Annotated in this window: 1 protein-coding gene; it reads right to left on the bottom strand. The window is 77.4% G+C overall.

Annotated elements, in window-relative coordinates:
* Positions 1–46: 46 nt before the first annotated feature.
* Entirely contained in the window at positions 47–1,066 is a 1,020-nt protein-coding gene (locus AC5LUJ_RS15345) for a hypothetical protein (protein WP_493465151.1), read from the bottom strand.
* Positions 1,067–1,378: the final 312 nt, after the last annotated feature.

The raw sequence follows: 1,378 nt of genomic DNA, 5'->3' as shown, positions 1-1,378 counted from the left end.
GGGCTGTTCACGGGTGGGGCTGTTTCAGCGCGGCCTGGGCACGGCGTCAGGTACCCAGCAGCAGGTGGCCCACCGCGTACACGAACGCGGCGGCCGTGGCCAGTGGGAGGATCGCTACCAGCGGCCACCCGACAGGATGGCCGTCGTGCTGGGGTGCCTGCCCGGGGATGTCGGCGGGCGCTGCCGCGCCGCCCGGCTCGGCCACGGGCTCGGCGCGGATCTCGGTGGCCGCGCGGGCGACGGCACGGTCGGCGACAACCGCTGCCACGGCGGCGGCGACCGCGATCAGCGCCGCCTCCCAGGCGGCCGGACCGTCCGCGAAGCCGCCGAGGAGAGCACCCGCACCGGTACCGGCGGCGAGCCCGACGGCCGGCGCGACAGCCAGCCCGGCCGGCCCACCGGCCCGCGGCCCGGGGCGGGCCCGGCCCCACCCGGTGGGCCCCGCCGCTCCTCCCGGCCCGGTGAGCGCACCCGTGCGCGGCATCGCGGCACACAGCCGTGTGACGAGGACGGCCGTACCCGCACCCAGCAGACCGGCGGCCAGCACCGCGGGGCCGACCAGCCGGCCGTCCGGCGCCCGGATGGCGGCCACGTTCAGGCAGCCGGCCAGCAGGGCGACCAGAACCACTCCGCTCAGGCCCGCGGCCATGTCGACCGTGACCGTCGCCGCCCGTCCCACCGGGGAGCCGTGACGGCGGGCGGTGGCCCGCCGCTCCCCTGCCCCGAGCAGCCGTCTCACCGGCGGCGCGGAAAGAACATGATCATACTGCTGCCGGGCCCCGGTCGCCGCTGGCGGCCCGGCCCACGGCGAAGCACCGGCGGCCCGCGCACCCCCGCGCCGTCTGGCCAGCTGGACGAGGATGACCGCCACCACGGCGGGGCCGATGACCCCGGCCAGGTTCCCGATCCCGTCGGAATCGGTCAGCGCGGCGGTGACGTCCGCGGCCAGCGCCGCCACCAGCACGATCGCGAGGGTCCCGGTCGACGCCCCGAGCGCCCGCACCCAGGCCCGGCCGAGCAGGACCCCTTCGACGGCGATGACGGCGGCGAGCGGAAGCCGCCCCACGGTCGCGGCGAGCACCGGTACGGCAGCGGCGACGGCGACGCAGATGCCGGTGAGAGGCGTCCGCGGGCAGCCCGGTCGCCGCGGGTGACTGTCCACCGGCGTGCCGGCCGGCTTCGTCCTGAGGACCGTCCTGCCTCCGCGGGCGTACACGTCCCCATGTTCCCACGGCTGCCGTGGGCGGTCGCGGACGACAGCGGCGAACCGGGCGAAACACCCAGGTGGACACCCAGGTGGACACCCGGATGGACAGCCGGATGGACAGCCGTATGCACGCCTGGGTGGGCGGTCCGTCCGGGCACCTGTCGCCGTATG

It is taken from the genome of Protofrankia sp. CiP1_Cm_nod3, assembly GCF_982290655.1.
This window is presented reverse-complemented; position numbering and strand designations above follow the sequence as displayed.